The following is a 21,814-nucleotide window of genomic DNA, read 5'->3' as shown; positions in this document are numbered from 1 at the left end:
TTGCAGGACCGCCGGAAATGTCCTTGATCAAGCGTCGCTCGCTCATCACCGCGGCGGCCGGCGTGGCAGTTGCTGGCGGCGGTGCGTACTTCTATGTGAAGAAGTTCGGGGCAGCGAAAGCGCACCGCGTGATCCTGAGCGACGGCATCAATGCACCGATCGGAATGGCGTGGGTGCCTGCCGGAAAGTTTCTGATGGGCAGCGATCACAAGCTGGCGCAAGCCAACGAGCGACCCACGCACTGGGTCAGTGTGCCCGGCTTCTGGATGGACGTAACCCACGTTACCAACGACCAGTTTGCCAAGTTCGTGGCGGCCACGGGCTACGTCACGACGGCCGAGAAGAAGCCGCAATGGGAAACGCTGCGCGTGCAACTCCCGCCGGGCGTCCAGCGTCCCGACGATGCATTGCTGATTCCGGGCGCCATGGTGTTCACCGGCACAGCCAACCAGGTCCGGCTCGACGATTACTCGCAGTGGTGGGCCTATGTCGCGGGTGCCGACTGGCGCCACCCGCATGGCCCACAAAGCACCATCGGTGACAAGGGAGACCATCCGGTGGTTCAGGTCAGCCACGAAGACGCCGTCGCCTATGCCAAGTGGGCAGGCAAACGGCTGCCCACCGAGGCGCAGTGGGAATACGGCGCGCGCGGCGGCTTGAATCAGGCCACATACGCCTGGGGCGACCAGCTCGAAAAGGATGGCAAGCCGCAGGCCAATTTCTGGGACGTCAATCAGCAAGCGTTTCCCGTCATCAAACCCAGCACGGGTGGCGCGGCAGATACGACGCCCGCCGGCTCGTTTCCCAGCAACGGCTACGGCCTGTCCGACATGACGGGCAATGCGTGGCAATGGGTGGCCGACTGGTACCGCGCCGACTTTTTTCGGTCACAGGCCAAGCTGGCCAATGGTGGCACGCTGGCCAATCCCTTGGGGCCGGCCGACTCATTCGATCCGGCTGACCCGGGCGTGCCGCCGTACGCCCCCAAGAAGGTGATTCGAGGCGGATCGTTCCTTTGCAACGAGGACTACTGCCAGTCCTACCGGCCCAGCGCGCGACGGGGCTCTGATCCGTTCAATTCAGCAAGGCCGGCAACCGGAGGGCTCGATTGCTACTCGTGGAGTTGGCTTGAAGCTAGCTTCGTCTGCAACCGGGGCAGTGCGATGACCGATTAGTTCAGCAAGGGGATCGCATCGGATGCCAGCCTGACGCTCAGCGACGTGAACCTGCCGATCGTCGCGTCGACCGCGAACGACATCGTGGTCAGCGGCGCGTCATCGCACACCAAGGATCCGACGCTGGTCCTCGACTGCAGCCAGGCCTTCGTGGACTTCCCGGCGATCGGCGCGTCGAACCCGTTCGGCACCCACTGGGCGCCTTGATGCGGCGGGCGCGCGGGCTGCGTCAGCGCGCTGCCTGCGCGCCCGCGATCGCCTGGGCCAGGTCGGCGATCAGGTCGGCCGTGTTCTCGAGCCCGATATGCAGCCTCAGCACGCCTGCCGTGCCGTGCCAGCCGCGATGCGCCGCCAGCTTGTCGGCGGTCGCCGGCAGCACCAGGCTTTCGTAGCCGCCCCACGAGGCGCCGATGTCGAACAATGCCAATGCATCGGCGATCGCGAACAGCTGGGTTTCGGCGAGTCCGCGAAAGCCGACCGACAGCAAGCCGTTGGCACCCCGGAAGTCGCGCCGCCACAGCGCATGGCCGGGATCGCTCTCCAGGGCCGGGTAGTAGACCCGGTCGACGCCCGGATGCTGCGCCAGCCAGCGCGCCACGGCCAGCGCGTTGTGCGCATGCTGCTGCATCCGCACCGCCATCGTGCGCAGTCCGCGCAGCGCGAGATAGACGTCGTCCGGGCTCACGGCGAGGCCCAGCGCCTCGTAGGTCGTGGCGAGCCGGGAGGCATGGGCCGCATCGCGCGTGACGATCACGCCCAGCATCAGGTCGGAATGGCCCGACACGTACTTGGTCCCCGCGATCAGCGAGATGTCGGCCCCGAGCGCCAACGGATTGAACAGGTAGCCCGAGGCCCAGGTGTTGTCCGCCACCACGCTGATGCCGCGCTCCCTGCAGGCGGCCACGATCGGAACCAGGTCGTACATCTCGAACAGCAGCGAGCCGGGCGTCTCGACGTAGACCACGCGCGTCTCGGGCCGCAGCCGGTCTTCGATGCGCTCGGTCAGGGGATCGAAGTAGTCGACCCGCACCCCGTTGCGCGCCAGATGGCCGGCATCGAGCTTGCGAACCGGCTGGTAGACGCTGTCGATGGCCAGCACGTGGTCGCCCGGCGCCGTCAACGCCAGCAGCGTCAGCGAAATCGCCGCCAGCCCGGACGGCGTCAGGAAGGCCCGCGATCCGCCTTCCAGTTCGCACATCGCCTCCTCCAGCGCGCGATGGGTTTGCGTCCCCTGCCGGCCATAGGTGCTGATGGGCAGGCCGCCGGCGCGCTTCCGGACCTGGGCATGCATGGCTTCGATGCTGTCGAAGCGCACGGTGCTGGTTCGAACCACGGGCACGTTGACCGGCCCGCTGTCGCCGTTCATGGCGGGTCGGCCGCAATGGGCGAGGCGGGTGTCGAGATGAAGCGGCATGGGGCCTTTTTTCAATGGAGGGAAATGCCGGCGCCTTCAGGCACGGCGCACATCGGCAAGGAAGGTCTGCAGACGCGGATTGCTCGGGCGGGTGAAGAACTGCTCCGGCGGGGCGTCCTCGCCGATCGCGCCGTCGGCCATGAAGATGACGCGGTCCGCCACCTCGCGCGCGAATCCCATCTCGTGGGTCACGCAGACCATCGTCATGCCGTCGCCGGCCAGTTCGCGCATCACGGCCAGCACCTCGCCGACCATCCCGGGATCGAGCGCGCTGGTGGGCTCGTCGAAGAGGATCAACGGCGGCTTCATCGCCAGCGCGCGCGCGATCGCCACGCGCTGCTGCTGGCCCCCCGACAGATGGTCGGGGCGGACGTGGGCCTTGTCCTGCAGGCCCACGCGGGCCAGCAGCCGGATGCCGCAGGCGCGGGCTTCCGCGTCCGACTGGCCGAGCAGATGGCGCAGCGCCAGCGTGATGTTGTCGAGCGCGGTCAGGTGCGGGAAGAGGTTGAAGCTCTGGAACACGAAGCCGACGCCCTGCCGATACCGGTTGATGTCCCGCTCCCGGGTCGGCAGCGACACGCCGTCGACCGTGATCACGCCCCCGTCGATCTTCTCGAGCCGGTTGATCGTGCGCAGCAGGGTCGACTTGCCGGAGCCCGAAGGCCCGCAGATCACCACGACCTCGCCGCGATTCAACACCAGGTTGATATTGTTGAGCACCCGCAGGCTGCCGTAGTTCTTGTGGACGTTCGCGAAGTGAATCATGCTTTCTTCCTTCCGAGCACGGGCAGCATTGCCGGAATCGGGGCCGCGGACGCGGCCTTGGGTTGGGTGGCATAGCGCTTCTCGAGCCAGCGGCCGAAAAGCGTCAACGGGTAGCACAGCGCAAAGAAGGTCAGCGCCAGCAAGGCGAAGACTTCCAGCGACCGGTTGCCGAGCCGGTCATTCAGGTCGAGGAACTGCTGGGTGGTCTCGGCCAGGCCGATCAGCGAGCCGAGCGACGTTTCCTTGATCAGGATCACCAGCTGGCCGACGATGCTGGGCGTCACGTTGCGCAGGGCCTGTGGCCCGACGACGCGGCGCAAGGCCGCCAGGTGGCCGAAGCCCATGGCGCGGGCCGCCTCGTACTGGCCCTTGGGCAATGCATCCATGCCGGCGCGAATCGTCTGCGACAGGTAGGCGCCGTTGAAGATCACCAGGGTCACCAGCACCGAAGTGAATCCCGACAATGCATGGCCGAGCAGCAGCGGCAGCACGAGGTAGTGGATCCACAGCAGGTGCATGAGAAGCGGCACGCTGCGCATGTAGAAGACCAGGGCGGTCGAGGCGGCGGCCACCGGCCGCCAGGTCGAGGTCAGGCCCAGCGCCAGGATCACGCCGGCGGGCAGCGCCAGAAGCAGCCCGGCAAGGGCCAGCAGCAGCGTGAGCGCGACACCGCCGAGCGGTCCGCTCGGGTAGTTGCCGATCAGGATCTGCAGCCAGTATTCGCGGACGATCTCAAGCACGGGCGCCTCCCTTCGACCAGCGCTCGTAGCGCATGGCGAGCATGGTCAGCAGCGAGCACACGATCAGATAGGACAGGGTCGCGAACGCATACGGCTCGACGATCCTGAAGGTCGTGTCCTGCACCCGCCGGGCCGCGCTGATTAGTTCGACCACGCCGATCATCAGCGTGATGCTGGTGTTCTTGGTGATGGTCATGGTCTGGCCGATCAGCGGCGGGATCACCGCCGCTGATCGCCTGCGGAAGAATCACGAGGACGAAGGTCCGCAAGAAGCCGAAGCCGAGCGCGCGCGCCGCCTCGACCTGGCCGCGCGAGATCGAGCGGATGCCGCTTCGGATGTCCTCGGAGACGAACGCCGCCGAATAGACGATCAGCGCGATCGAGCCCGCGATCATGCTGGCGTCGCGGTCGTAGAGCCACGCCTTGGCCGCGTCCGGCAGCAGCTCGGTGGCGCCGAAGTACCAGAACATCGCATGCACCAGCAGCGGCACGCAGCGCACGAAGTCGACGTACGCGGCGGCGAGGCTGCGCAGCGGCGCGAAGCTCGACAGCCGGGCCAGCGACACCAGCGTGCCGAGCAGCAGGCTGCCGACGATGGCCACCACGGCCAGCTCCAGCGTCATCGCGAGGCCGGCCAGCAGCGACGCGCCGTACTGGGCCCACAGCGCGACTGTCCCATTCAAAGTCATGAGGGCATTCCTGTCTGGTGGAGGAAGGTTGCGGGCCGAGCGGCCGCAAGAAAGGTCAGTTGTCTTCGGTGGAAGGTCCGAAGGTGAAGTTGCGCTTGCGCTTGAGCGGCGAGTTGGCGCCGAACCAGCGGTCGTAGCTCTCCTGTGCCTGTCCCGACTTCTCCATATCGAGCAAGGTCTGGTTGACGATCGCCAGCAGCTTGGGCTCGTCCTTGCGCACGCCGATGCCCATCTTCTCGGTCACCAGGTAGTCGCTGAACATCACGTACTTGCCTGGTGTCGAGCGCATCAGGCCCAGCAAGACGGTCTCGTCGCCGGCCATGGCCTGGACCTTGCCTTGCTCCAGCGCCATGAAGCCCGTCGCCGGCGTCGGGAAACCGATCGGCTTGGCGCCCGGAATCTTGCGGCTCACGGCCGGGCCGGTGCTGCCGCCCTCCGTCACCGAGACGCGCTTGTTCTCGAGGTCGGAGAAGGCGTTCATCGGGTTGACGGCCGGCGTGATGATCGCGGTGCCGGACACCAGGTAGGGATAGCTGAAGCTGATCAGTTCCTTGCGCTCGGGGGTGATCGTGACCGAAGCCAGCGCAAGGTCGACGCGGCCCTGCTGCACCTCGGGAATCCGGGTGGCGGTGGTCACGAATTTCAGTTCCGGCTTCACGCCGATCGACTTGGCGACGGCCTCGCAGATGTCGACGTCGTAGCCGACGTTCTTGCGGGTCTGCTGATCCTCGATATAGGAAAAGGGCACGACGTTGCTGCCCGTGCCGCAGATCAGTGTGCCGCGCGCCTTGATGGTGTCCACCTCGTCGGCGCTCGCGGCACCGGCGAAGCCGGCCGCGAGTGCCAGCAATGCGGCGGCGGCCAAGGGGGTCGTGGTCGTTTTCTTCTTCATGGTTTCATGTCTCCGTAAGAATGGCGTGGCGATTCAGCCGATGGCGTCGATGGCCCGTTTTGCCGGGGGAAGGTTCTTCAGGTTGAAGCGCGTCACCTCGCCGGTCTTCAGGTTGAAGCCGACCCGGTTGTCCAGGACCTCCAGCGGCTTGCCGTACAGATGGAAGTGGCGGGTTCCGCCCACGCCCTCGATGTGGATGCTGTGGATGTCCTCGGGCAGGAACTGGATCCCGGCCCCGCGGCGCACCGTGAACTCGCGTTCCAGCGCGAGCTGGGCCTGCGCTTCGTCCGCCCGGTCGTCGAGCCGGCGATAGATCCGGTTCAGTTCCTCGCCTTCGAGCGCGACGATGGCGGCCCACGTCATGTGGTTGTGCGGTGGCGTGCTCTTGCCCGGGTCGAGGGCATTCAGGTAGAGCGAGAAGTCGGTCTCCGGGTCGGTATGGATGATGTAGCGTACGCCGCCGCCCGTGTCCTGCGGACCCGGCGGCGGAAAGCTCGCCGCCGAGAACAAGTCGGCATGCTGCGTCGCCAGCTTCTCCAGTTCGTCTCCGATCTTCGACAAGGCCGCGCGCGTCGGTCCCTCGACCTCAAGATGCCGGCGCACCGCCTGCATCAGCGCCCTGGCAGCCAATTCGCGGCGCTGCGGCACCGAAAGCTCATTCATTGCAGATCTCCTTTGGTTGCAAACTGTGTGTCGTGGCGCCCCGCATCAAGCGGCCGCCGCCAGGCCTTCGGTGGCCAGCATCCTCTGCACCGCGGGGCGGTCCAGCATCCGGTCCAGATGCGCCGAGAGGCGCTCCGGCAACGGCAGCCCGCTGCGGCGCGCCCACCATTCCAGGATGAACAGGGCGGCGTCCGCGATAGAGAAGGCGCCCAGCGCATAGGGCGCATCGCCCAGGCGCGCATCCATCCATGCCAGGCCGTCGCCCACGATCGTGCGGCCGGCCGCCCTGACCTTCTCGGGATCGCCGTCGGAACTGAAGACCTCGGGCCTGGACAAGCGCGTGAAGCCACGCATGTGCACGGTCGCGATCGCATGGTCGATCAGTTCGAGGGCACGGACCTGCGCCATCGTGTCGCCCGGCAGCAGCCGCGATGCCGGATCCAGCGAGGCAACATAGAAGGCGATTGCCGGAAACTCGGTGATCACGCCGTCCTGGCCGGCGTCGAGCACAGGCACCTTGCCCTTGGGGTTGACGGCCAGGAAACCGTCGCTGCGCTGCTCCTCCTTGGCGAACGACAACCGGATCGCCTCGAAGGAACAGCCGGCTTCCTCGAGCAGCAGGTGGATGCCCATCGAACAGGCACCCGGCGCGTAGTAGAACTTCATGTCCGCAGGCCCCTAGCGCGCAGTCGCACAGTCGAAGTCGACGCCGCTCTCGTTGCGGATCTGCGCCAGCAGATCGACCTCCCATTGCAGGTAGGCCGTCATCGAAGCCTGGCGATCCTCGAAGTCGTAGGGGCTGTACCAGATGTCGTCGTTGCGGTCGGCCATGTTCTGGAAGCCGGTCGAGCAGCGCAGCCCCGCCGTGCGCCAGGCCTGGGTGCCGCCGCGCAGAACGCGCACCGGGGCCCCGGATGCGGCCTGCGCGTCGGCGGCGGCCATCGCCGCGAACTCTCCGTCCTGCGAGGTCAGCACCAGCAGGCGGTGATCCGGCAGCTTGGCCAGGCTCTGCCGCAGGCGCGACCGGACGGCGAACCAGGCACCGGGTATGTGGCCGGCCGCATAGGCCAGGCTGGTGTCCAGGTCGACGACCACCGCCTCGTCCTGCTCCAGCAGGCCCTTGAGTTCGAAGACCGAGATCCAGTCGACCTGCGTCAGGTGCTCGCCGCCCAGCACCTTCTGCGCTTCCGGTCCGCGGCTGAGCACGGCACCCGCGGCATGCAGCCCGTCGCGCAGGACATGGACGTCCTTCCAGCCCATCTGCGCCAGCCACGAGGCGGTCACGCGTGCGCGCACCCCGTTGTCGTCGACCAGCACCCGGCAGGCGTTGCGCACGCCCACGTAGTGATCGGTCGACTGCACCAGCTGCCCGCCCGGCGCACTGCGCGAACCTGCGACATGGCCGGCCCTGTATTCCTCGGGCGTCCGGACGTCCAGCAGGTACAGGTTGCGATCGCTGCGCCGGCGCAGTGCGGCGAACTGCTCGGCGTCGATCTCGCTGACGCCGAAGCGCCGGGCGATGCGCTGCGATGCCGCGATCGCCTTTTGCAGGGCCTCCGGCGTCGGCGGCGGTGCCACTTCGGTCCGGCCCTCGGCCATGGCTTCGCCGCTGAGGTGCCAGCCCGAGGTGCCGTTCTCGACCACGACCACCGGATTGGGAATGCCGGCATTGATCAGCGCCTGCGCGCCGATAATGCCGCGAGTCCGCCCGGCGCAATTGACGACGATGGTCGTCTCGTCGTTCCTGATCAGCCCGAACACGCGATGGACCAATTCGGCCCCCGGGCAGGCGATGCCTCCCGGCAAGCTGTAGCGATGGAACTCTTCATAGGGGCGGCTGTCCAGCATGAGCATATCCTTGCCGGCGCGCTGCCAGTCGCTCAGCGTCGCGGCGGTGACATGCGGCGTCCCGCAGGCATGTTCGACGAACTCCCCGAACGCCTTGCTCGGCACGTAGACCCCCGAGAAGGTCTGGAAGCCGGCTGCTTTCCAGGCCTGCAGGCCGCCGTCGAGGAGGCCGATGTTCACGTAGCCCCAGGCCGCCAGCCGGCCGGCGGCGGTGGCCGCCATGCCGTTGTCGTCGTCGACCAGCACCACTCGCGTGTCGCGTCGCGGCACCATCGCGTCGGCAAGAAATTCCAGCCGGTTCAGCGGCATGGAGGCGGCGGCAAAGATGTGGCCGGCCGAGAACACGCCGCCGTCGCGGACATCGAGCAAAGCGCCGTCGCCGACCGCGGCAGCATCACCGCCGCAGCCGAGCGGTTGTTTCTCAGCGTCCCGGCGGTCAGCGCGCACATCGCCAGCCTGGAGGCCGCCTTGGGCACCCCGCTGCTGGATCGACGGCGCAAGCCGGCGCAGCTGAATTCGGCCGGCGCCGCGCTCTGCGAACGCGCGCGCGGCGTGCTCGGCGCCTACCGGCAGTTCTACGAGACGGTCCCGGACGGCGCCGATCTCGCGGGCATACTGACGGTCGGCGCCTCGCCGACCGTGCTGACCAACGTGATTCCGAAGACGCTGGTCGCGCTGCGCGCCGCCCATCCCCGGATCCAGGTCCGCCGCATGCGGTACGGACGCGCGTGGAGCCTGCTGAAGGAACTGCAGCACGGCGAGATCGATGCGCTGATCATCAGCGAGCCGCAAGGCGCCATCGGCGACACGAAATGGACATTCTTCGCCCGCGAGCCGGTGATGGTCATCGCACCGCCGGGGGCCAAGGGGCGCAGCGATGAAGCGCTGCTGGCCGAATATCCCTACATCCGCTTCGGCAAGGACTCCTGGGTCGGCGACACCATCGCGGCTCATCTGGCCGCGCGCGGCATCGTGCCGAACCAGATCATGGAAGTCGATTCGCGCGAGGCCATCGCGCTCATGGTTCGCTGCGGCCTCGGCGTCTCCATCGTGCCGGAAAGCGATCCCCCGCTCAGCAAGCTCCATGGGCTGCGCAAGGTGCCTCTCGGCAAGCCGCCGTTGAGGCGCAACATCGGCCTGGCGGAGAGCCCCGGCAATCCCAAGCAGCCGCTGATCGACGCGCTGCTGCGCGGCCTCAAGGAAGCCACGAGCGGACGGCGCCGCGACTAGGACTCGAGCATTTCGACCATTTTCCGCGCGGCGGGCGCCAGCGGGCGGCTCTTCAGGCGCAGCCGGTAGAGCGGCCGCGACAGCGCCGCACCGGCCAGCTTCAGCTCGCGCAGCGTGCCGGGCGCCAGGATGTCGGCGACCACCACGCGCGGCAGCATCGAGATGCCGACCCCGCTGGCCACGGTCCGCGCGATGGCCTCGTTGCTTGCCATCTCCATCCAGTGCCTGGCCGCGATGCCATGGGCCTGGCAGAGGGCTTCGGTCGCCTGGCGCGTGCCCTAGCCGGCCTCGCGCAGGACCAGTTCTGCTGTGCCAATGCCTCCGCGCCGACCGCGCGGCGTGACCGGTCAGCATCGGGTGAGACCACGATGGCCAGTGCATCGGCCTGCCATTCGCTGACTTCGATGCGCTCCTCGTCCACGCGGCCTTCCACCAGCGCGAGGTCGATGCGGCAATCGAGCAGCTGCTCGCAGACCCACTGCGTGTTGGCGACCGCCATGCGCGGCACCACCGTGGGATAGGCAGCGCAGAACGCGGCGATGTAGGGAGGCAGCGAGCAGCTCGCCACAGTGGTGCTGGCGCCGATGGTGAGGCTGCCGCGCTGCACGCCGACGCGGGCGCGCACGTCGTCGCTCGCGGCGCGCTCCATCGAGAAGATGCGCCGCGCATGGGTGAGCAGCGAGGCGCCTGCCTCCGTCAGGCGCAAGCCCCGGCCTGCTGATCGCCGCCGCGATGGTGGCGTCGACCTTCGGCCCCGCGCTGTACGTCGACACCCGCTGGCTCGGGCTCGACCGGCAGACCGCGGCGCTGATCGGCGCCGGCAGCGCCATCTGCGGCGCGGCGGCCGTGATGGCCACTCAACCGGTGGTCCGCGGCGAGGAGCACAAGGTGTCGATCGCGGTCGCCACGGTGGTTGTTTTCGGCACGCTGTCGATGCTGCTGTATCCCCTGCTCTATCCGTACCTGGGCCTGCCGGAGCATACCTTCGGGCTGTTCGCCGGCTCGACCATCCACGAAGTGGCGCAGGTGGTGGCGGTCGGAGAGGCGGTCGGCCCCGCCGCCGCCGACGCCGCGGTGGTCGAGAAGATGCTGCGCGTGATGATGCTGGCGCCGTTCCTGCTGTGGCTGTCCTTCGGCTCGGGCGCGTCCGCCGGGGCGGCGACCGGCTTCAAGGCCTGCTGCAAGCAGGTACGCGTTCCGTGGTTCGCGCTGCTCTTCATCGCCGCCAGCGCCCTGCATTCGCTGGTCGCGCTGCCGCCCGCCCTAGTCGCCGGCCTGGTGCAGCTTGACACCTTGCTGCTCGCCACCGCGATGGTTGCCATGGGGCTGCGCACCGGCGCCGCTAGCCTGCGCCGGGGAAGCATCGAACGTTGAGCATTCGGTCAACGATGGTGCTGCCGTTCGGGTTGCGTTCGGGAACGCCACCCAGACGTCCGTACTCGACGGATTGAGAACCGCCGCAAACCTAAACACGCCATCCGGGTGTTGCGTAAAGAGGCAACAACACGAAGGAAACGCAACTCCTTGCGTGTTGCCATGCTGATTCGCCTCGTCACGTAGTGATGCTCCAGCCGGCAATCAGTCGGGTAGCAAGTTACGTGAGGCAACAGGTCAGCTCGAGTAGAAAATCCGACGAGTCAATGCGCGTCAAGACAATTGACGCCCGCCAAACGCCACCCGAAAATCTCGAACTCTTAGACTTGGGTAGTCGTCGCGATAGAAGGATTGAAAAAATCGCACCGGGCCTAGCCGGACCACCGATTCTGGAACGGCTTTTCAGCTAAAACACGGTTGGAAGTGAAGCGAACGTCTCTGACGACAATCTGGCAGGCCTCGTGAGGATATAGTCCCCTAAGTTTGCAGAGCAGCCGCCCTTTATCTAAAATGACTGCATGACCACCACCCTGATTTGCGCCCACGTTGCCTTGGCTTCGCTGTATCTTGCAGCGACCTACGCGCATGCGGCCGCAAAGAAGGCGCGTCGTCAGCTGACGCCAGCACATTCCTAAGCCCGGCGGTTCGCACTCTCCCCCTTTCAGCGCAACCATCCACCGCCGGGCAAAAGCCCCGCGCGGTCGCGGATGCCTCTCATCGGCGTTCGCATTCGATGGAGTGCAGCTATGCATGCGGTTGTTCACGGCGAGCGCACGCTCACCGACCTTGATTTCGCCCGTCTCACGAAGCTTCTGAGCCAGCAGCTTCCACCCACACTCGCTGACCTCCTAGCCAGCGCGGAGGTCACCAGCTCCCGCGCGGTCAACGCGGATGTCGTCACGATGTACTCGCGAGTCGAGGTCGTCGACGTCCACACGCGCCGGCGCCAGGTGCTCACGATTTGCTACCCGGGTGACGCCGAGCCCGCGGCTGGCTTCATCTCGGTGCTCTCACCAGTTGGCAATAGCCTCCTGGGCCTGAAGACGGGTGACGTCGCCCGGTGGCTCACGCCCACCGGTGAAGAGTGCGCTGCCGAAATCGCAGCCATCCAGTACCAGCCCGAGGCCACCGGGGACTATTCCCGGTAGCCCCGCGACCACCAGGTCGCACCTCGTCGGCTTGTTCGAGCCGCCCGTATCCGCACCCGCGTTCCCGAAACCGCGTCATCGCGCAGGAAGGCTGGCGCTAGCCATTCGAAAGGATTTAACCATGACCCCTCACTCCATCCTTGCTGTGACCGATTTCTCCCCGCGCGGCAACAACGCGCTCGCTCGGGCAGCCCTGCTCAGCGCGGAGCACGGCGCGACGCTCAAGCTCGTCTACTTCGCCTACCCTGGCGAGGCGCCGCCGGCCGATGCCGCAACCAGGCTGGCACACCACGCGCTGCAGCTCAGCCAACGCCACGGCATCCGGGTGCGCACAGTGAGCCGACTTGCCTTCACTGTCGAGGAGCTCCTCCCCGAAGTCCGCGGCGCCGACCTGGTCGTCTGGGGCACAGCCGAGGTTCGGAACCTCAGGACGTTCTTCGGGGGCCAACCCGTTGAAGCGCTGCTGCGAACGGCGCGCCGGCCGGTGCTCGTCGTGCGGCGCGAGGCCCAGCAGGATTACCGCAGCCTCCTGGTTGCCGTCGACTTCACTGAGGCGTCACGGGGCCTCGTCGACCTTGGGTTTGCGCTGAACAAGTCTGCGCAGGTCGAGCTCTTCCATGCGGTGAGCACGGCCAACGAGGGGAAGCTTCGATACGCCGAGGTCTCGGACCATGCCATCAAAGCCTACCGCCACGAGTGCCGGCGCTACGCTCAGGACCGGATGTTCTGGCTGACGGACTCGTACGACTCGAGGCGCAACCGCGTGCTTTCGGCCGTCGGCCATGGTGACGCTGCCCGGCAGACGGTCGTGCAACAGCAGAACAGCGGCGCCGAGCTCATCGTCGTTGGGCGGCAGCCCTCTTCTCGCCTGAGCGACCTTTTCTTCCCGAGCACCGCGAATCGCATTCTTGGCTACACGAACACCGACGTGCTCGTGGTTCCCCATAACTACGAGCCCGCATCCAGCTCAACAGCGGTGAAGAGGCTGTCGCCAGGCGAGCCCGAAGTGCGCAGGGTGCGCGCGGGCGCGCCGAATCCCCCTCACCTCCCGAATCCTGCTGCGGTATTCGGAGGCGCCTGAAGCCAGCGGCTGGGTGTGGCAGCCTATCTGCCCTCGACCATGAGTCGAGTTCGATCAAGACGCCACGGCTACAGCAAGGCTCGCTCTGAGTGCGTGCAAGCCACGGCTCACGGTTCGGCCGCAGCCGGAAGGCTGCCCCACCTTGGTCGCGCTTCCAAGTGGACAACTGCCGATCGTCCAGCCTACACCCGCGGCCTTTTCGCCAAAGCCAACGGCGCCCCTCATTCAGGAGAAAGACATTGAAGTTTCATTCCATTCTCGCCATCACTGATCTTTCGCCGCGGAGCAATCGTGCGGTACTGCGCGCTTCGATGCTTGCCTCACAGCAGCGCGCACTGCTGAAGATCATGTATGCCCCTTCGAGCCTCGATGGATCCACAATCGAAGACGTCGAGCAGCAGTTGAAGCGAATTGCCGCAGAGGTTCACACGCGCTTCGGCATCCTTGTAAAGATGATTCCCGACACAAGTGGCCACTTGGAAGCTGTCGCTGAAGAAGCCCGTTGGGCGGACCTCCTGGTCCTCAGTGAGCGCTGGGAAAAGTCCACCGAGGCATTCTTCCGCGGCCAACCCATCGAGCGCCTACAGCGTCTTGTGCCGTGCCCCATTCTTGTAGTGAAGCTGGAAGTGTTTCATCGCTATCGCCGAATCCTGGTTGCGGTCGACTTTACGCCTTACTCAAAGAAACTTCTAAAACTGGCCCGGTGGCTCGACAGTGACGCTCGAATCGAACCCTTCCACGCGCGAAGCACGATGCTCGGTGGCAACCTGCGCTACCAAGACGTCTCAAAACAATCCATTCTGCCGTTTCGGAGTCAGACAAACGACGCTCAAGAGCATTCTCTTCAGGCAGGCGATTCGATAGCTCAAAAGCGTAATCGAATCGCCACCGTGCTCGGGCGCAACGGCGTGGCGCGTCAGGCAGTGATTCATCAACAGCATCTTGACGCCGATCTGATAGTCGTCGGGAAACGCAGAAGTTCCGGCTTGTCTGATTTTCTCTTCGGGAGCGTTGCACACCTCGTGCTGCGCTGGTCGAGTCGTGACGTCCTTCTGGTACCACACGATATGCGCATCGATCCAAATCCTGAATTGGCGGCATCGTTTACGTCATCGTCGGGTCAAATAGTGCTCAGGGACCATCTGAGCTTGGTCATGTGAATGCTGCCGACGCGGGCGCTTCCCGCTGCTAAGAACCCCAGGAGCACTTGCCGGCCCAACTTCTAGGAGAGCCACTCATGTTTAACGACATCAGCCTTGCCAGATACCCGCTGCGGCAATCGCTATTGCCAGGCGCAAGAGGACTTCGGATTTTCGAATCGCTCGGCGTAGTGGACTGGCTGTCGCGTCCGGATCGCTATGTCGTGGTATGCGAAGGAAGAGGCGGACGAATCTACGCAGCCGACGAGCGGTTCCTGGAAGAGGCGCAGGATCTGATTCGGAACTCGCACGGGGACAGGGTCGTCTTCCGCGAGCCCGAGGTATACACGTACACAGATGCAGAGTTGAACGCAGTAGTCGAGCCCGTGATGTTCCTTCGCATCAAGGTGCCTCATGCGTACGCCCGTGAAGTTGTGACAGAGCTCGTTCTACGAGGCGTAAGAATCCTAGAGCAGGACATGCAACTGTATGACATGGTTATTCGTGCTGAGGGAACACTTGTCAATCTCATGGGATTAGCTCGTTCGCTCAATTCAGTTGGTCAGGGCTCTGTCGTCTTCTGGACATGGCTTGAGCGATATGAGCGAACGTTGACCACCTTTGCAAGCCCACAACGAGCCGGAAGCCGCTCAACAAACGAATCCATCGAGCCCGAATCGACTGCCTCCACTCCTCCCACGGGCTGATGAAATGAACCTCGCACTGCCGTTTCCCCATTTCCGCATCCCTTTTCATCGCCCCGTTGATCTTCGGGTGGACGTCGATCCGTCCGCTACCGACCGCGGGGACCCGCTCGCCCTGGTTCACGAACGCATCCATACGCCAGGCGACCCACTTCACGGCCTGCCAAGTTTCGGCCTTCGCGATCCCCGCTTCAAGGTCCACGTCCGGGAGGTCGACGGCGAGCGCTATGCGTACGTCGAAGACATGGATCGGCGATGCTTGGCCGGGAGCACGGTCTTCAACAGATTGGTCGAAGTCGACCGTCGGGCCGATCGACATCTTCGCTCTCCTCATTCACGATTTCTGCCCCAATACCAACGACAAGGAATCGCCACGGCCGTGTACGACTGGGCGCTTGCCACTGGAATCTGCCTGATGACAGGGGCCCGGCAGTCGCCGGGCGCGCACGCCTTGTGGCGCAATCTGGCGCGGAGATACGAATCGGGCTTCGCAGAACTTAGCAACAAGAAGCTCACCTATCTGGGCATCGACATAGCCCCCGGCGATCTCGAGCGACTGGAAACCCGGATGTTCTTGCTTCCGGCGAAGTGCTCTCTACCCGAATTCTGCGAGGCGGTCGGAATGCGGAATTCACCGCGCTAAGACGGGTTCGGAAGCGGTCAGTTCGGCAGATGCGAACGCTTCCCGCGTGTGGGGCACCCTACTCATCGGGCGATAGCCACAGGCAGCGCCGCGTCCACGCAATGTTGTCGCGGCGCGCAGTCAGCATCTGCGCCAGCGCGTTGCACAGTGCATCCTCATCGATGCGCGGGACCAGGGCTCCCAGCCTACGGGCCACCCAAGCCTGTCTACGAGATTTTCGCCATTGCGTTCGACGACATGCGATCTGGAAGTGATTGCAGCCCGATCGTTCCTTCAGTAGCCCGCTAAGAGCGCTCGTGCCAACTCTTCAAGGCGGAGCCGTGGCTTCCGCGCGCGGCGGGCCGCCGGAGAGGTCGCCCCGCGGTAGAATGGAATTTCGAAAAGCCGTAGCCGCCGGGCGTGCGCCCAGTGCCGCATTCCAAACCGCGACGACAGGTTCGACCTGTCTGTCGAGCTTGAATGGCAGCACACGCACTCTGCCTTCGTCTGACAGCTGCCGGGCGATCTGCTGGGGATACACCGCTAGAAAATGGCCGGCCTGCATCAGCTGGGTCGTCATGGATACATCGCTGACACGCACCCCGCTGGCCGGCGGCGGCGCGCCGAGGACGCGAAAAGCAGAGTTCAGATGATGTTGCATGCGTGAGCCATGACTGGGAAGGCACCATTGCAGCTCGCTCAGTTCTTGCGCGGCAATGCGCTTGCGTCGCAGGAACGGATGATTCGGGCTGGTCACAATCAGCAGCGGTTGTTCGGCGATCACTGCCGCACTGAGAAGAGCTTCGCGTTCGAAACGGGGATCGTCGTAGGCGAACAGCAGATCCAGCTCTCCTTGTTCGAGTTGATCGACCAGGTCCATGACAGCGCCATCCACGACCGTGACATCGACGTTCGGATAGCGTTCGCGGAAGGTACAGATCGCCTGCGCGACGAGAACGTGGACTGAGCTAGTGCGAAAGGCGACGGTGAGTCGCCCCCGCGTTCCCTCGCGCATGGCGTGCAGCGACTCGGCCATGCGTCCGATCTGTTTGATTACTAACGCGGCGTTCTCGAGCATCTCAACACCGATCTCGGTGGGATGCATGCCCCGGCGTCCTCTTTCGAACAGGGGCGCGCCGACGAGCTCTTCCACCTCCGCAAGCGTCTTCGACACGGCAGCCGGACTGATGTGGAAATGCGCTGCAACCCGGGCGGCGGAACGCAGATCACCGAGAGCCTGGATCACGCGCAAGTGCCGGAGCTTTAGGCGCGCCAGCATCGACTGGACAGGATTGACAGTGGACACGATTAAGACTTTCCGTCAGGGTTAACCTTTTACTCAACATTGATCAATATTAATTCGCTTTTGGCTAATGCCGTCTCGGCCTAGCATTGACCCCTGATGCCACATAGACGACGTTCGTGGCGGCGGCATCCCGTTCAGAACTCACAGAGGCAAACCATGAAATGCTCCTTCTTGTTGCGCAAGACGATCGCGACCCTGCTCCTGACCACCGCGGTGATCGCGCCCGGCGCCGCGGGTGCGGCCGATGACATCACACGTATCGTCGTCGGTTTTGCTCCGGGTGGAGCGCTCGATGTCCTTGCCCGCTCGCTTGCAGAGAAGCTGCGCGGGTCACTCGGCGGTACGGTGCTGGTTGAGAACAAGCCCGGCGCGTCAACCCGCCTCGCTCTCCAGGCGGTCAAGCAGGCGCCACCGAATGGGAAGACGATCCTGATATCGCCAGCACCGCCATTCGTCCTTTTTCCGATGACGTACCCTCGCCTAGGCTACAACCCAGATAAGGATCTGATCCCGGTCGCCCATCTGGCGGACGTACCACTCGCCGCGTCCACCAGCGTGGAACAGCCCTTCAAGACCATGCCCGAATATCTCGCCTGGGTAAAACTCCATCCAGAATCGCTCGGAGTCGGCATGGCGACGCTAGGGGGAACTATCCACTTCGGCGTGCTCACAATGAGCAAGGCCCTGAATATGCCACTGGCCCCGACCGCCTATCGCGGCGCATCGATGATGATGACGGATTTGGTCGGCGGATCGCTGCCAATTGGCATCGATGCCGTGGCAGCCCAGATAGGGCTGCAGAAGGCCGGAAAGATCCGATTTCTAGGTGTCACTGGCGTCCGGCGCTCCACCTTGCTGCCCGACGTACCGACGTTCAAGGAAGCCGGCGTCGCAGGATTCGACATTGCCTCCGGCTGGTATGCCGCTTTCGTGCCGGCTGGCACCCCCGCCCCGATCGTCGCCAGACTCGAAAAGGCGCTCATCGAAGCGGTAAAGGATCCGGCCCTGCAGTCAAAGCTGGCCACGGCTGGCATGGAGGCCACAGGGCTGCCCGGCGCCGAGGCCGGCAGGATCATCCAGGCGCAGCGCGCCCAGTGGAAGCCTGTCGTTGAAGCATCTGGCTTCACTGCGGAAGATTGATGGGTCAAGCGTCGTGAACACCATCATCTATGCCGCCCGCAAGATCCTTACCATGAACCCGATGCAACCAGATGCCACGCATGTCGCCGTGCGTGACGGCCGCATTCTGGGTGTGGGCTCGCTGGCGGAGCTGTCGGCATGGGGCGACCACACATTTGACGACCGCTTTGCCGGCAAGGTGTTGATGCCAGGTCTGGTTGAAGGTCACTGCCATTTGAAAGAGGGCAGCATGTGGGACATGCCGTTCCTCGGTTGGTTCGACCGTCGCGATCCACAAGGCAAGATATGGCAAGGGCTGCGATCGATGGACGCGGTGGTTGAGCGCCTGCGCGAGATTGACTTGCAAATGCAGGCACAAGACCGCCATGCTCCCCTGCTGGCTTGGGGCTTCGATCCGATCTACTTCTGCGGCGAGCGCATGACCGTAGAACACCTCGATCGTGTTAGCGTGACGCGGCCGATCGTGGTAATGCACGCTAACGGCCATTTGATGAACGTCAACACCGCAATGTTGCGGCTCGCTGGGATCACGTCCGACACCGAAGTCGAAGGCGTCGTCAGGTTCGGCGCGGGGGCGAGGTCGGGCGAGCCGACAGGCGAGTTGCAAGAGCCCGCGGCCATGTTTCTCGTGATCCGCAAGATCGGGAAGGCCGGATTGCTGGCGCCGATGACAGAGGCAGGCGTGCGCTCATTCGCGAGGCTTGCCTGTATGCAGGGTGTCACCACGGCCACCGACCTGGTCAACAAGCTGACCGAAGCTGAATGCGAGGTGCTGGAATCCACATTGGCTGACGATGACATCAGTATCCGCATACTTCCCGCTTTCCAGGCTTACCATGGCGCGCAGGGCGCGGCGCTCGGCGCGGCGCATGTGAGTCGCCTGCGGTCGCGAAATACCGATCGGCTGCGCTATGGCTTAGTCAAGATGATGCTCGACGGATCGATCCAGGGGTTTTCGGCGCGGCTTCGCTGGCCCGGATACTTCAACGGCGCGCCCAACGGCATCTGGGTGACAGCGCCGGCGCAGTTCGAAGCCGACTTCGAAACTTATCACCGCGCCGGCCTCCAGATTCACACACACGTCAACGGCGATGAAGCGAGCGAGGTGGCGATCGATGCGATTGAGCGTATTCTCACCCGCGCGCCGAGTCTGGATCATCGCCACACTTTGCAACATGGCCAGATGATCGACGGCCCGATGTTTGGCCGCATGGCGACACTGGGCCTTGGCGTCAATCTCTTCGCCAATCACCTGTGGTACTGGGGCGATCAGCACCACGAAGTGACGATGGGCCCCGACCGGGCGAACCGGCTCGATGCCTGCGGCAGCGCGCTCGCGGCCGGCGTGCCTATGGCGATCCATTCCGACGCGCCCGTGACGCCTCTCGGTCCGCTTTTCACGGCCTGGTGCGCGGTGAACCGCCTGACGCCGAAGGGCCGCGTGCTTGGCGTGTCCGAGCGACTGAGCGTGCCGCAGGCGCTGCACGCAATCACGCTCGGTGCGGCCTGGACGCTACGGCTCGACCATGAGATCGGCAGCATCGAATGCGGCAAGCGGGCGGATTTCTGCGTGCTCGAAGACGATCCGCTTTCTGTTGATCCCACAGCATTGAAGGACCTGCGTGTTTGGGGCACTGTGCTTTCGGGCCGTGTTTTTGAAGCGCGCGGGCAATTGACATGAGCGATCGCATCCCTCGCTCACCGCTGCCGCTAACGGTGATTGGCGGCTTTTTGGGTGCCGGCAAAACGACGATGCTGAACCATTGGCTGCGGAATGCCGGTGGGCAGCGCCTCGCGGTTCTGGTCAATGACTTCGGCGCGCTCAATATGGACGCCGAGCTTATTGAGGGCGGCGCTGGGGATACCATCGCGCTGACCAACGGTTGCGTCTGCTGCCAAATCGGAGATGACCTGTCCCTGGCGCTGATCAGGCTGCTCGAGTCGGAAACGGAATTCGATGGCGTGGTGATCGAGGCCAGCGGCGTTTCAGACCCGGGACGGATTGCGGCAATCGCCCGCGCCGATACGTGCCTGCACTTGGAGTGCGTGTTCGTTCTGGTCGACGCCAGCATGGCGCTCGAGCAAACGCGCGACCCACTGCTGGTCGACACGCTCGCCCGCCAGCTTAGGGCAGCGGATCTCGTTGTGGTCAACAAGTGCGACTTGGTCACAGGCGAAACGAGGCGCGCATTGCAGCGCTGGATTGAATCCGTAGCGGGCCCCGTCTCCCGCTTGGAGACCACGCGGGCGGCCGTGCCGAGACTGGGCAGCCTCGCGACACGAACCGCTCACGCGGGGTGGGCGCACGGTGCTTTCAAGGGACACGGCCATGCCACTGAGGATCACGGCAAGGTATTTGAAACCTGGGCCTGCAGGCCCCGAGAGGCACTCGATCCTTCGGCCTTGCGTGTCTGGCTCCGAGATTTGCCCGCCGGCGTCCTTCGTATGAAGGGCCTGGTGCGCTGCGCCGGACCCGATGGTGACGTCGAATGGGCCGAGCTCCAATTCGCCGGACGCAGAGGCACGTTGCGCCTCCTACTGTCGCACGTCCCCCGGTCGGAAGAAGCCGGCATCGTTGCCATCGGCCTGCGCGGCCAGTTGCCGCGGCCCGCACTCGATGCGGCTCTGGAGAAACTCTTCTGTCCGAAAGCTCGACAGTCATGAAGGCATCCATTTCCCTTGGCGCCCCAGCATCCTCCGCTCCAATTACGGGCGGTGACCTGTTCGCAGCACTATGCGTGGTCGTGATCTGGGGGATGAACTTTGTCGCGATGAAGGTGGCCCTGCACGACTTCACGCCGTTCCAACTCGGCGCGATCCGATACGTTTTCGCGGCGCTCCCCCTGGTACTTTTCATCAAGCGCCCGCAGTTGCCGGTGAGCTGGCTGATCTGCTATGGATTTGTTCAGGGTGTCGGGCAGTTCGGCCTTCTGTTCGTCGCGCTTGAATCCGGGATGACGGCGGCGTTAGCCTCAGTGCTGATGCAGACGCAGCTGTTTTTCACGACGATCCTCGGCGCGGTGCTACTACATGAGCGAATCGGCTCATCGCTACGCGTGGGTCTTGCGCTCGCGGCTGCCGGTCTGGCTTGCTTTGCATTCAATTTCTTCGGCGGTAAAGCCGCCGGCGACGTGACGCTGCTCGGATTGACATTGAATCTCTGCGCGGCTGCCATGTGGGGCGTTTTGAACATCATCACGCGCAAGGCGCAACACGCGTTTCCCTCATATGACGCGCTGCAGCTGGTTGTTTGGGCAAGCCTGGTGCCGATCGTGCCATTTATAGCGTTGGGCCTTCTGTTCGACCCACCTGCATCGCGCTGGCAATGGATGCATGCCGGGTCAGGCGCCTGGGTTTCGGCAGCCTACCTGGGATGGATTGCGACGATTCTGGCCTACACGACTTGGACTGGCCTATTCAAGCGTCATCCCGCCAATCGTGTCGCTCCGTTCAGCCTCGGCGTGCCCCTGGTTGGTCTGGTTGCCGGGATAGGTCTGCTGGGCGAAACAATCACGCCGTGGCAATGGGCGGGCATCGGATTCGTGGTCGCGGCGTTGGCAACCGTATTGCTCGGGAGGGGCGCGCTTCGAATCTTCATCCGGTGAAAACCTCTCGAAGGTATGCAAGGAGGCGCGTTGCAGCCCGTAGCGATCGGTCCAGCCATCCCACACGAAGTCCAATTGCTCGAGAGAGTGCTCGGGACAAACCCGCTGTCGAAGATCTCCTCCTCAATCGGCCGACTCCACCAGCGAGGGCAAGCCACGAGGCTACCAGAGCCTCCACCACGGCCGACGATGGCGCAGGTGCACCGGCCGAAGGTCCAGACCATCGATGATGCTGGCCGCCGCGCCGAAGCGGTTGGCAGGTTCGGGTTTCTGATCCGA

Annotated in this window: 22 protein-coding genes and 3 pseudogenes; 13 read left to right on the top strand and 12 right to left on the bottom strand. The window is 64.7% G+C overall.

Annotated features, from left to right (window positions below; all coding sequences use genetic code 11):
• The first annotated feature begins 17 nt into the window (after positions 1 to 17).
• Both QZH52_RS30810 and QZH52_RS30805 read left to right on the top strand, forming a co-directional pair.
• On the top strand, positions 18 to 1,175 hold the full coding sequence (locus QZH52_RS30810; protein ID WP_301814820.1) for a formylglycine-generating enzyme family protein: 1,158 nt from the start codon (positions 18 to 20) through the stop codon (positions 1,173 to 1,175).
• A gap of 12 nt (positions 1,176 to 1,187) precedes the next feature.
• A pseudogene (locus tag QZH52_RS30805) lies at positions 1,188 to 1,382 on the top strand (hypothetical protein); the annotation flags it as partial.
• Between the two features lie 22 nt (positions 1,383 to 1,404).
• Here the strand turns inward: QZH52_RS30805 and metC are convergent.
• The 8 genes from metC to QZH52_RS30765 are packed head-to-tail and all read right to left on the bottom strand — an operon-like array spanning position 1,405 to position 8,555.
• Positions 1,405 to 2,589, bottom strand: coding sequence for a cystathionine beta-lyase (gene metC, locus QZH52_RS30800; protein ID WP_301814819.1), 1,185 nt, complete (start codon positions 2,587 to 2,589; stop codon positions 1,405 to 1,407).
• Positions 2,590 to 2,625: 36 nt separating this feature from the next.
• The gene (locus QZH52_RS30795) at positions 2,626 to 3,354 is read right to left on the bottom strand and encodes an amino acid ABC transporter ATP-binding protein (RefSeq protein ID WP_301814817.1); all 729 of its coding nucleotides are present in this window, start codon (positions 3,352 to 3,354) and stop codon (positions 2,626 to 2,628) included.
• The gene (locus QZH52_RS30790; protein WP_301814816.1) at positions 3,351 to 4,094 is read right to left on the bottom strand and encodes an amino acid ABC transporter permease; all 744 of its coding nucleotides are present in this window, start codon (positions 4,092 to 4,094) and stop codon (positions 3,351 to 3,353) included. The genes QZH52_RS30795 and QZH52_RS30790 overlap by 4 nt, the downstream gene beginning before the upstream one ends.
• Complete coding sequence (locus tag QZH52_RS30785; protein ID WP_436411653.1) at positions 4,055 to 4,783, bottom strand: amino acid ABC transporter permease; 729 nt, start codon at positions 4,781 to 4,783, stop codon at positions 4,055 to 4,057. The genes QZH52_RS30790 and QZH52_RS30785 overlap by 40 nt, the downstream gene beginning before the upstream one ends.
• Positions 4,784 to 4,838: 55 nt before the next feature.
• The gene (locus tag QZH52_RS30780; protein ID WP_301814814.1) at positions 4,839 to 5,675 is read right to left on the bottom strand and encodes an ABC transporter substrate-binding protein; all 837 of its coding nucleotides are present in this window, start codon (positions 5,673 to 5,675) and stop codon (positions 4,839 to 4,841) included.
• Positions 5,676 to 5,708: 33 nt separating this feature from the next.
• A complete protein-coding gene (locus QZH52_RS30775; protein ID WP_301814813.1) occupies positions 5,709 to 6,338 on the bottom strand; it encodes a cysteine dioxygenase family protein in 630 nt (209 codons plus the stop codon).
• 45 nt (positions 6,339 to 6,383) lie between these two features.
• The gene (locus tag QZH52_RS30770) at positions 6,384 to 7,004 is read right to left on the bottom strand and encodes a glutathione S-transferase family protein (protein ID WP_301814812.1); all 621 of its coding nucleotides are present in this window, start codon (positions 7,002 to 7,004) and stop codon (positions 6,384 to 6,386) included.
• 12 nt (positions 7,005 to 7,016) lie between these two features.
• The gene (locus QZH52_RS30765) at positions 7,017 to 8,555 is read right to left on the bottom strand and encodes a rhodanese-like domain-containing protein (protein ID WP_301814811.1); all 1,539 of its coding nucleotides are present in this window, start codon (positions 8,553 to 8,555) and stop codon (positions 7,017 to 7,019) included.
• Here QZH52_RS30765 and QZH52_RS30760 point away from each other — a divergent pair.
• Complete coding sequence (locus tag QZH52_RS30760; RefSeq protein WP_301814810.1) at positions 8,514 to 9,416, top strand: LysR family transcriptional regulator; 903 nt, start codon at positions 8,514 to 8,516, stop codon at positions 9,414 to 9,416. The two genes, QZH52_RS30765 and QZH52_RS30760, sit on opposite strands and share 42 nt — an antisense overlap.
• On the opposite strand, the pseudogene QZH52_RS30755 reads toward QZH52_RS30760, so the two are convergent.
• A pseudogene (locus tag QZH52_RS30755) lies at positions 9,413 to 9,682 on the bottom strand (LysR substrate-binding domain-containing protein); the annotation flags it as partial. The gene QZH52_RS30760 and the pseudogene QZH52_RS30755 overlap by 4 nt on opposite strands.
• A 29-nt stretch (positions 9,683 to 9,711) precedes the next feature.
• Positions 9,712 to 10,065, bottom strand: a pseudogene (locus QZH52_RS38730) (LysR substrate-binding domain-containing protein); the annotation flags it as partial.
• A 38-nt stretch (positions 10,066 to 10,103) separates the two neighbouring features.
• Between QZH52_RS38730 and QZH52_RS30750 the strand changes: the two are divergent.
• The 6 genes from QZH52_RS30750 to QZH52_RS30725 all read left to right on the top strand — a co-directional run bounded on the left by QZH52_RS30750 (position 10,104) and on the right by QZH52_RS30725 (position 15,505).
• Positions 10,104 to 10,790, top strand: a complete 687-nt coding sequence (locus QZH52_RS30750; protein WP_366919339.1) for a YeiH family protein — start codon at positions 10,104 to 10,106, stop codon at positions 10,788 to 10,790.
• Between the two features lie 746 nt (positions 10,791 to 11,536).
• Positions 11,537 to 11,938, top strand: coding sequence for a GreA/GreB family elongation factor (locus QZH52_RS30745; protein ID WP_301814808.1), 402 nt, complete (start codon positions 11,537 to 11,539; stop codon positions 11,936 to 11,938).
• Positions 11,939 to 12,059: 121 nt separating this feature from the next.
• The gene (locus QZH52_RS30740) at positions 12,060 to 13,019 is read left to right on the top strand and encodes a universal stress protein (RefSeq protein WP_301814807.1); all 960 of its coding nucleotides are present in this window, start codon (positions 12,060 to 12,062) and stop codon (positions 13,017 to 13,019) included.
• A gap of 239 nt (positions 13,020 to 13,258) precedes the next feature.
• The gene (locus QZH52_RS30735) at positions 13,259 to 14,179 is read left to right on the top strand and encodes a universal stress protein (protein ID WP_301814806.1); all 921 of its coding nucleotides are present in this window, start codon (positions 13,259 to 13,261) and stop codon (positions 14,177 to 14,179) included.
• 77 nt (positions 14,180 to 14,256) lie between these two features.
• Positions 14,257 to 14,865, top strand: coding sequence for a hypothetical protein (locus tag QZH52_RS30730; protein WP_301814805.1), 609 nt, complete (start codon positions 14,257 to 14,259; stop codon positions 14,863 to 14,865).
• A 4-nt stretch (positions 14,866 to 14,869) separates the two neighbouring features.
• A complete protein-coding gene (locus QZH52_RS30725; RefSeq protein ID WP_301814804.1) occupies positions 14,870 to 15,505 on the top strand; it encodes an N-acetyltransferase in 636 nt (211 codons plus the stop codon).
• Positions 15,506 to 15,563: 58 nt separating this feature from the next.
• Here QZH52_RS30725 and QZH52_RS38725 read toward each other — a convergent pair whose 3' ends face one another.
• The gene (locus QZH52_RS38725; protein WP_366919338.1) at positions 15,564 to 15,749 is read right to left on the bottom strand and encodes a DUF6306 domain-containing protein; all 186 of its coding nucleotides are present in this window, start codon (positions 15,747 to 15,749) and stop codon (positions 15,564 to 15,566) included.
• A 63-nt stretch (positions 15,750 to 15,812) separates the two neighbouring features.
• The gene (locus tag QZH52_RS30720) at positions 15,813 to 16,790 is read right to left on the bottom strand and encodes a LysR family transcriptional regulator (RefSeq protein ID WP_301814803.1); all 978 of its coding nucleotides are present in this window, start codon (positions 16,788 to 16,790) and stop codon (positions 15,813 to 15,815) included.
• Positions 16,791 to 16,946: 156 nt separating this feature from the next.
• Between QZH52_RS30720 and QZH52_RS30715 the strand changes: the two genes are divergently transcribed.
• The 4 genes from QZH52_RS30715 to QZH52_RS30700 are packed head-to-tail and all read left to right on the top strand — an operon-like array spanning position 16,947 to position 21,535.
• Positions 16,947 to 17,930 carry a tripartite tricarboxylate transporter substrate-binding protein gene (locus tag QZH52_RS30715; protein ID WP_301814800.1) on the top strand — a complete coding sequence of 328 codons (984 nt, stop codon included), beginning with the start codon at positions 16,947 to 16,949 and terminating at the stop codon, positions 17,928 to 17,930.
• A 52-nt stretch (positions 17,931 to 17,982) separates the two neighbouring features.
• Positions 17,983 to 19,611, top strand: coding sequence for an amidohydrolase (locus QZH52_RS30710; RefSeq protein WP_436411654.1), 1,629 nt, complete (start codon positions 17,983 to 17,985; stop codon positions 19,609 to 19,611).
• A complete protein-coding gene (locus QZH52_RS30705) occupies positions 19,608 to 20,594 on the top strand; it encodes a CobW family GTP-binding protein (protein WP_301814796.1) in 987 nt (328 codons plus the stop codon). Before QZH52_RS30710 ends, QZH52_RS30705 begins: the two co-directional genes overlap by 4 nt.
• Entirely contained in the window at positions 20,591 to 21,535 is a 945-nt protein-coding gene (locus QZH52_RS30700; RefSeq protein WP_301814795.1) for an EamA family transporter, read from the top strand. The genes QZH52_RS30705 and QZH52_RS30700 overlap by 4 nt, the downstream gene beginning before the upstream one ends.
• Positions 21,536 to 21,814: the final 279 nt, after the last annotated feature.

Origin of the sequence: Variovorax ginsengisoli (assembly GCF_030486595.1) — a bacterium.
GTDB lineage: Bacteria > Pseudomonadota > Gammaproteobacteria > Burkholderiales > Burkholderiaceae_C > Variovorax > Variovorax ginsengisoli_B.
Note: the sequence above shows the minus strand (reverse complement) of the source record. Positions and strands in the feature narration are given on the sequence as shown.